This is a genomic window from Moorena producens 3L (genome assembly GCF_000211815.1).
Classification (GTDB): domain Bacteria; phylum Cyanobacteriota; class Cyanobacteriia; order Cyanobacteriales; family Coleofasciculaceae; genus Moorena; species Moorena producens.
Map to the genome: position 1 here is coordinate 1 of NZ_GL890957.1, position 7,759 is coordinate 7,759.

At 45.2% G+C, this 7,759-nt stretch carries 5 protein-coding genes; 3 read left to right on the top strand and 2 right to left on the bottom strand.

The features are described from left to right. Nucleotides 1-104 precede the first annotated feature (104 nt). Nucleotides 105-404 (top strand): ferredoxin, encoded by a 300-nt coding sequence (locus LYNGBM3L_RS25290; RefSeq protein WP_008188179.1) that lies wholly within the window; start codon nucleotides 105-107, stop codon nucleotides 402-404. Between the two features lie 457 nt (nucleotides 405-861). On the opposite strand, the gene LYNGBM3L_RS25295 is transcribed toward LYNGBM3L_RS25290, so the two are convergent. Further along, entirely contained in the window at nucleotides 862-2,448 is a 1,587-nt protein-coding gene (locus tag LYNGBM3L_RS25295; RefSeq protein WP_131827322.1) for a SpoIID/LytB domain-containing protein, read from the bottom strand. Between the two features lie 1,486 nt (nucleotides 2,449-3,934). Here LYNGBM3L_RS25295 and LYNGBM3L_RS25300 point away from each other — a divergent pair. Both LYNGBM3L_RS25300 and LYNGBM3L_RS25305 read left to right on the top strand, forming a co-directional pair. Then, nucleotides 3,935-5,443 (top strand): group II intron reverse transcriptase/maturase, encoded by a 1,509-nt coding sequence (locus tag LYNGBM3L_RS25300; RefSeq protein WP_081431844.1) that lies wholly within the window; start codon nucleotides 3,935-3,937, stop codon nucleotides 5,441-5,443. 789 nt (nucleotides 5,444-6,232) lie between these two features. Further along, entirely contained in the window at nucleotides 6,233-6,607 is a 375-nt protein-coding gene (locus LYNGBM3L_RS25305; RefSeq protein ID WP_008188182.1) for a tRNA-binding protein, read from the top strand. Nucleotides 6,608-7,007: 400 nt separating this feature from the next. Here the strand turns inward: LYNGBM3L_RS25305 and LYNGBM3L_RS47840 are convergent. Continuing rightward, the coding region (locus tag LYNGBM3L_RS47840; protein WP_229414704.1) for a zinc ribbon domain-containing protein at nucleotides 7,008-7,759 on the bottom strand (752 nt) is incomplete at its 5' end.

Consider the following 7,759-nt stretch of genomic DNA (forward strand, 5'->3'; position numbering starts at 1 on the left):
TGTGTCGCCTACCCCCAATCTGATTGCGTGATCACCACTCATCAAGAGGAAGCTCTGTACTAAATACTAATATAAGTACTAGTAACAAAGAGGATTACTAAAACATGGCAACTTACAAAGTCACCTTGAAAAGTGAAGCGGAAGGTATAAATACAACCATTGACGTTCCCGATGACGAAATCATTCTCGACGTTGCCGAGGAGCAAGGTTTAGATCTGCCTTATTCCTGCCGTGCGGGTGCCTGCTCTACCTGTGCTGGCAAAGTAGTCAGTGGTACTGTTGACCAGGACGACCAATCTTTCCTGGATGATGACCAAATAGAAGCTGGCTTCGTTCTAACCTGTGTCGCAAAGCCCACCTCTGATTGCGTGATCGAAACTCATCAAGAGGAAGCTCTGTACTAAGTACTAGTATATGTACTAATAACAGAGGGGAAGTAAGAGAGCTTAGAATTTGGATGTTTTATCCTTGAAGCTCTTTACTTCCCCTTTGCCGCAGATCGGGTGATGATATCCTTAGCTAATGGGGTGATGGCGAAATCACGCTCAATCCAAGCTAAATCAAGGAGGAGAAGGAGGTAATTTTCCTGAAATTATCTAAAGGGAGAGTTTGAGAGGGAAAAGAATACCCCATCCTTTTTTAAGGTGGGGATGAATTTTCCCTCTCAAATAGTGTTAAAATGAAAGGAAACGGTCTCAAAAAAACTGGGTATTGACCCTACTCAGCTACCCCCGGTGCGGGGGAAAGTTACGCCCATGGAGAGAACAATCTATTTGGTTGTGCCTGGGAATCCCCATCGAAGACGGTTGGGGAAGTTCAATCCATATATTCCCCTTCTCCCCCCTTTTACCCTTGATTAGACTAGGGCTTAACTAGTGCGCTGGCATTTTGCCAGAAGATAATAGAATTGTTCAAAGGCTGAATTTGAGTACCAGGATAATAGAAGCTGAGAATTTTTTCTGCGGACCAACCGAGTTTAGCTAAATTTTGGGAACCGTGTTGGCTAAAGCCAACCCCATGTCCAAAGCCGCCACCCACGAACACGTAGCCTTTGAGGGTTTGATTACCTTTGTCATAAATCGGGTCTACGTAGAAGAGGGTGCTGCGGGGAGGACCAAAGGCGCTGCGGGCTTCATTTTTACTCAGCTCCAGGATACCCCGATCCGTTGTTACCGCCATTTTCAGCACTCGTCCTGCTGGTGAACGCTCTACCACTTCCATATGCTCAATGGTCGTGAAGTTGGCAAGGGGGTGTTTGGTTTTTTTGAGATAGCGTTGTAAATGGCTGGTGACTTGTTTCAAGCTATTGTTGTACTTCCAGCGGAATAAGTAACTATTGTCAGTCTCATTAAATCCTTGCTTCAAGTTCATGAACTCACGGAAATTTTGTTCGTCTGCTAAGGATTTTTGTGACAAATTCCAGAGGGAGTATGGGGAGTCTACCACTGCTCTTAAGTAGGGACGTTCTGACCCATTCCAAACATCACTGAAGGGCGCACTGACTCCACCAGTTGCTGCTGAATACAGAGCATCTACTAACTCATTGTTGTAGGTCAGCACTAGACCTTTAGTAGCTGCGATCGCACGGTCAGCCACTGGATTGGTTTGATTTATTCCGAAATAAACCTGGCAGTGAGTATCGGCACAGAGTTCGTAACCGTCAACATTAAATCGGCGTCGGTTCCGCAAGGCGTAGGTGCGAGCAATAATGCTCTGAGCAGCTACGGTTGAATAGCGTGCTCCAGCTCCAATTTCATGAGGTACCACACCCCGCAAGTAGCTTTCTAGAGGTACCTGATTTACTAAGGTATAGTCACCATAGGCATTGGGCTGGATCCGTAGACTACCAGGATAAAGTCTTGTCCTACGGTTATTTTCTCCTTTGCTAACCCAGATCAGATTTTTGCCAGCAGTAATATCAATTTCCCGTCGATGGTAGCGATAGTTACCAATCACAAAGGAAGCATGGGGCACCTCGGTGACAACATTAGTATCAATATAGGCAGTAGTATCACCTTTGGCTTTGATACTTGCTAGCAGTAGACGTCGCAATAAAGGGGTTTGATAAACACTCCGTTTTGCCCACACCTGCCAGCGGTCAGGCTTGGCAACTTCCACCTCAATCCCCTTTTCCCGCCATTTATTGGCACTATCTTCTGCAGTTTCAAAGGTTCCATGGTTACTCAATACCACGTACTCTTCGATCTGGGGCTGCTGTAACGGTTTATTGACTATTTCCAGCTTGAGGCTGCTAAGCTGCTTGGTTTTCGGTTGCATATCACCGCCTAAAAATTTGACGGTTAGCTGATCGTCCGGGGCAGCTTTCAGAGTGAGCTTGTCCGTTGGTTCATCTCCAAAGCGCTGCACTACTCCCACTTTTAGTGGGATATCTGAGGCTTTGGCGGCTAACCCTGATAGGATTGGTAGTCCCCACAACGATAGTGTCATCAATGGTATTAGGAAATGGGGATTGGAAGCTGGGGAATTGAGAGAGACCGGTTTTTTCGTGAACCCCACTATCCAATTGCGAAACCGACCTGTCTTACCCGATGCCGTATTTTGATGCGAATTCAAGTCAAACGCTTTTATTGTCATTAGCTTAGTTTTTAAAGTACCCAATCCATAATTCCCATTCCCCGATTCTAGATCCCGAAAAGTACGATCCTCCACAGGTATTGTTACCCTGACCGGGTCTTTTCAGAGTTTTTGCTTTGGCATTGGAGGGTCTTTGCTTTGGCATAGGGATGATTTATTGGAATTTAAAGCATCAGGAGGAGGAGGAATATTGGAAAGATCGGGGGCGAGATAGTATAGTGCTACGCCGAAGGCAACAGGCCACAGGCCACAGGCCACAGGCAAAAGTTTACTCAAACAGCTTAGGTGCGCTTTCCGCTCTTTGTGCGCTTGACCCATTAAGAATTAAATTCGCGCTTAGGTGGGCTTTCCAATGGGCGAGTAAATCGCCCTTGGGTCGCACCTCAAGGTGGGCTTTCCAATGGGTGAGTAAATCGCCCTTGGGTCGCGCCTATCGGCAAAGCCGACGCGGGGCGCGTTCGGGTCGCACCTTTTTCAGCTTTTATCAATGTCAAACACCTTAATGCGTAGTTCCTTATATTATGAATTCAAATCTGTCAAGACTAATCAGCAATGACCAGCAATTCTCAGTATGAAATATTAACTAGTTTTGGGAGGGAGTTATAACTCCAATCCCTGGAGGATGAAAGTGAGCAGATCTTCCCAGCTATCGAAATACATGTAACGGGTCAAGGCTCGCAAATCCTCAAAAAAGGTTTTCCGAGTTGGTATAGCAGAAGTCAGAAGTCAGTGCGGCTTGTTCCTACTAGGAGCCTCTAGAAAATAGAGGGGTATGAGTAGGGGACTTCGCGAGGAATAAAAACCTCAAAAGTCTAACTGTCTAACGGATGCGGGTGAAAACCCCGCCCTTCAGGAGAGAAGTGACTCCTTATCTGGCCACACCGAGCAGGCGGCAACCTCGCAGAGTGAAGCTGGCAGCAGGGCGCAATCAGGACTGAAACAGGTAGGTTCCCCGGCGCTAATAGGGAGGTGACACGGGTAAACAGATTCTAAAAAAGTGTCTCATGACAAAGCCACAGCCTGGGAAATGTGTGGACTTCATCCTCTCATTCTCGCAGCATATTGCTTGATAGCTGCAATCTCCGAGAAGAGGGTAGGCAAACTGAATCACCCTAAATCACCAAAACAATCCAAAGGACGGAACAAGTAAAAACGACAGCAAACGGTGCGACCCCGTAATTTAATTCGTCAGTGGAAAGCGCACCAGCAGAGGTCTGGGGAAGGGTCGAAACCCCGGTAAGTTATGCCAAATCTAATCCCTCCTGTCGGGTAGGATGTGACCGGAAACTGGTCACGGGTATCTAGAAAACACAAATCAATGAAGAGCATAGTTAGACACATGGTAAAACATAGTGAACTCTGGAAAGAACAAAACTGGAAAAAACTCCGGCAAAATTTATTCCGCCTACAGAGACGAGTGTTTAAAGCAGTTCAAGATGGTGACCTCAAGAAAGCTCGGTCATTACAAAAACTGATTCTAAAATCCCGTTCAGCCCAACTTTTGGCCATCCGTCAAGTGACACAGCTCAATAAAGGTAAAAGGACAGCCGGTGTTGATGGAAAGGCATCCCTCTCCTACCGAAAAAGATTCGAGCTTCTTGAGGAACTCAAAGATTATGCTTTTACCTGGAAGCATAATCGACTTAGGGAAATCCCAATACCCAAGAAAAATGGTAAAACTCGAACTCTCAAAGTCCCTACAATTGCCGATAGAGCATGGCAATGTCTAGCCAAATATGCGTTAGAACCAGCACATGAAGCCACGTTCCACGCCCGAAGTTACGGGTTCAGAACCGGAAGAAGTGCTCACGACGCTCAGAAGCTGATATTCCAGAATTTATGCTCAAATAAAAACGGCATCAACAAAAGAATAATTGAGCTAGATATCAAGAAATGTTTTGACCGCATTTCCCATAAATCCATCATGGACGGGATAATTGCACCATCAGGCTTAAAATACGGGATTTTCAAATGCTTAAAAGCAGGAGTCAATCCTGAATTCCCTGAGCAAGGAACCCCACAAGGAGGTGTCGTCAGCCCATTACTTGCCAATATCGCACTTAATGGAATAGAAGATATACACAATAGCATTCGTTACGCGGATGACATGGTAATAATTCTCAAGCCAGAAGACAATGCAGAGGAAATTCTAGATAAAATCAAGAGCTTCCTCGCCGAACGTGGAATGGAAATCAGCGCTCGAAAGACTAAGCTAACTAAAACGACAGACGGATTTGACTTCCTGGGCTGGAATTTTCGAGTCCAGAAAAACGGAAAGTTCAGAAGTTTCCCCTCACCGGAAAACTATAAAACAACCCGAAAGAAAATCAAAGCCGTGGTCAGCAACTCGAATTATGGTGCAAAAGTTAAGGCAAGAAAACTAGCCCCCATTGTTCGGGGCTGGAGAAACTACCACCGGTATGGCAAGATGGACGGCTCCCGAAATAGTTTATGGTTTGCAAATGAATCAGCACGCCGTAAATTCATAAAGGAAAAGAAAATCGACAAACACGAAGCCGTAAGGTTAGTGAACAAAGCATTTCCGGCGGTACCTTATTCAGAGAACAAACATGTCAATGTTAAAGGGACTAAGTCACCCTATGATGGTGACCTAGTTTACTGGAGCAAACGCAATAGCAAGCTCTATGATAATGCTACCTCCAAAGCCTTAACTAAGCAAAACCATTCCTGTGGACAATGTGGACACAAATTCCTAGGGGAAGAAGTCGTACACTTACATCATATTGATGGAAACCACGATAACTGGAAACCAAAGAATTTGCTAGCAGTTCATCACAGCTGCCATCAACTAATCCACGGAAGCAGACCGAAAGGTCAGGATATCTAGGAGCTGGGTGCGGTGAAAGTCGCACGCCCAGATTTGAAGGAGAGGTGCCCTGGGTAATACCAGGCATCGACTCTAACGAAGTCAGAAGTCAGAAGTCAAACTCTTGCGCTTCTTGATGCAATAGCGAGTGGGGGAAACCCCCAAGACCGTAATGGTGCGCTTGACCTTGGCGAATTAAATTCGCCACGGGTCGCACCTCTGCATCGCTTACAAAGGGTGTGAGACTAATGTCGATGTCCTAACTGCCCTGGCGACTGCTATATACCAGTCGAAGCAAAGCTTAGGACATATTTCTTTTCCCTGCTCCCAGCTGTTGAAGCTGGTAGAGTCGATGCACTGTATTACCCGGGGCACCTCTCCTGTCATACCATACGTGAAAGTGGCGGGTAACAGAGCATACGTCACCGTATCTCCCTCCCCTAAGAACCGGACTTGACACTCCTCGCATCATCCGGCTCAAGCCTTTGCTTTCACAAAACATCTACCACTGTGTATTGTCTTATGGCAAATTTTGTGTAGGTGTTGAACACCTATTTCCTAAAATGAGAATTGCTGATTTCCAGCAAACTCCCTTGACAACTGGTATACAGCCTTAACTTGTCACCGATGACTATGAATTGAATTATGGACTCCTGTATAATTAGGTCTGTTGCTCCTAGGACACACTTTGTATTGTATTATTCCGATGCAGCTCAAAGTAAAGTAACTGCACAGGATAAAAAATACTGAAGCTTCATCTGGCACGCATCTTATTATAATATATGAACTCTACTAGTGAGGAATCCATAAATGAGTAGCTCTAACCCTTTTAAGGTTGCTCCAATTAAAGAAATTGTTTCTTATGAAGACTTTGAAAAAATTGATATACGTGTTGGCACAATCGAGCTAGTAGAAGATTTGCCAAAGTCAGATAAGTTGATCAGATTAACGGTTGACTTTGGTGATTTCAAACGCAAGATCCTAGTAGGTATGAAAAAAGAGAGAGAAAACCCTAAAGCAGAGATTGAGGGTAAGCAGGCTTTATTTATAGTTAATTTGAAGCCTAGGAAGATGATGGGAGAACAATCAGAGGGCATGCTTTTTGATATTGGCTATGCAGATGGTATAACCCCAGTTTTAGCTATGCCTGAAAAGATCATTCCGAATGGTACTCGTGCAGGATAAAGCAAGGGCATCTATCTAGTGTGGGGGGATATACGAACGCTACCCCACTATGCCCAAACGAATCAGCGTTGCTTAATAATGAAATGATTTTAAGAGTGAGGTGGAATGGGCATTTTGCTGTGGAATGGGCATTTTGCCGGTTATCAATATTCCCATTCCACAGCAGGATGCCCACTCTACTCCTATTGAACGTCAGTAAGGGATCATAAAAAAGCTGAAGTCCTTGCCTAATGAAGCTTGAACCCGATTAACTTCCCCCACGAATAGGAAAAGGAGGGGGGATACTCTTAAACCGTAATTAATCGGGATAATCCCGGATAAGACGGTCAAGGTGCATTTTATTGTGGTCTAAGTGAGGGGTGGTCATCGGCAATTGGAGTTAAGCCTGCCACCCATCTATTTAGACGTTCCTGGCATCCCGACCAGGAGTTCCTTGAAAGCCCGAGCAAAGCTCATGTTTACAATCAAGCAATCCAAGCTCAATTGCATCAAGCAAACTCAGTCCCATCCCTTCCAAGAAACGCGCGGTACGACGCAACAACACTGCCTGCACCTCGGTCTTACTCATGTACCGAGTAATGTCCTGATCCGTACCTCTGCTAAGGACATTTTTGGCAGCATTGTGGTCAGCCTGTAACACGACCCCATTAAACCTGGTGAAACTGTCCCCGCTCCTTTTCCCTAATAGGGTTCCAGTCACGGAGTCAATTTGCGACGTGTAACTAGGTTGAACTTCTGTAACAACCGACCCAGTCCAATTAGCCCACTTCTGTAAGGAGTCCCGCATTTGACCCTTCATCCAACTATTAAGCTTACGGGACATGGCCTTGGACTGACGTTTATTTTTTATTGGTTGTGTTAAATCTTCCGCAAAAACTTTCAACGATTCACCATTAAAAAGAGATTTAGAAGCGGCTCCTATAATGGCTGTAAGTTCCGATTGATTTTGTCTGTAGCGTTTATTTTCTGTCTTTCGACTAAGATTGTTTTTCAGTATTCGAGCAGATCTAGATGGATTTAGTTCCTCTAGCTTTCTATGAAGTGCCCATAGTTTCCCTCTATTGCGATTCTTGGCACATATTCTATCTGATTTCTTGGTAGTTTCTTTCCCTAGTCCCTTCCCATGCGCGTGACCATCCGAATCATAGAAAG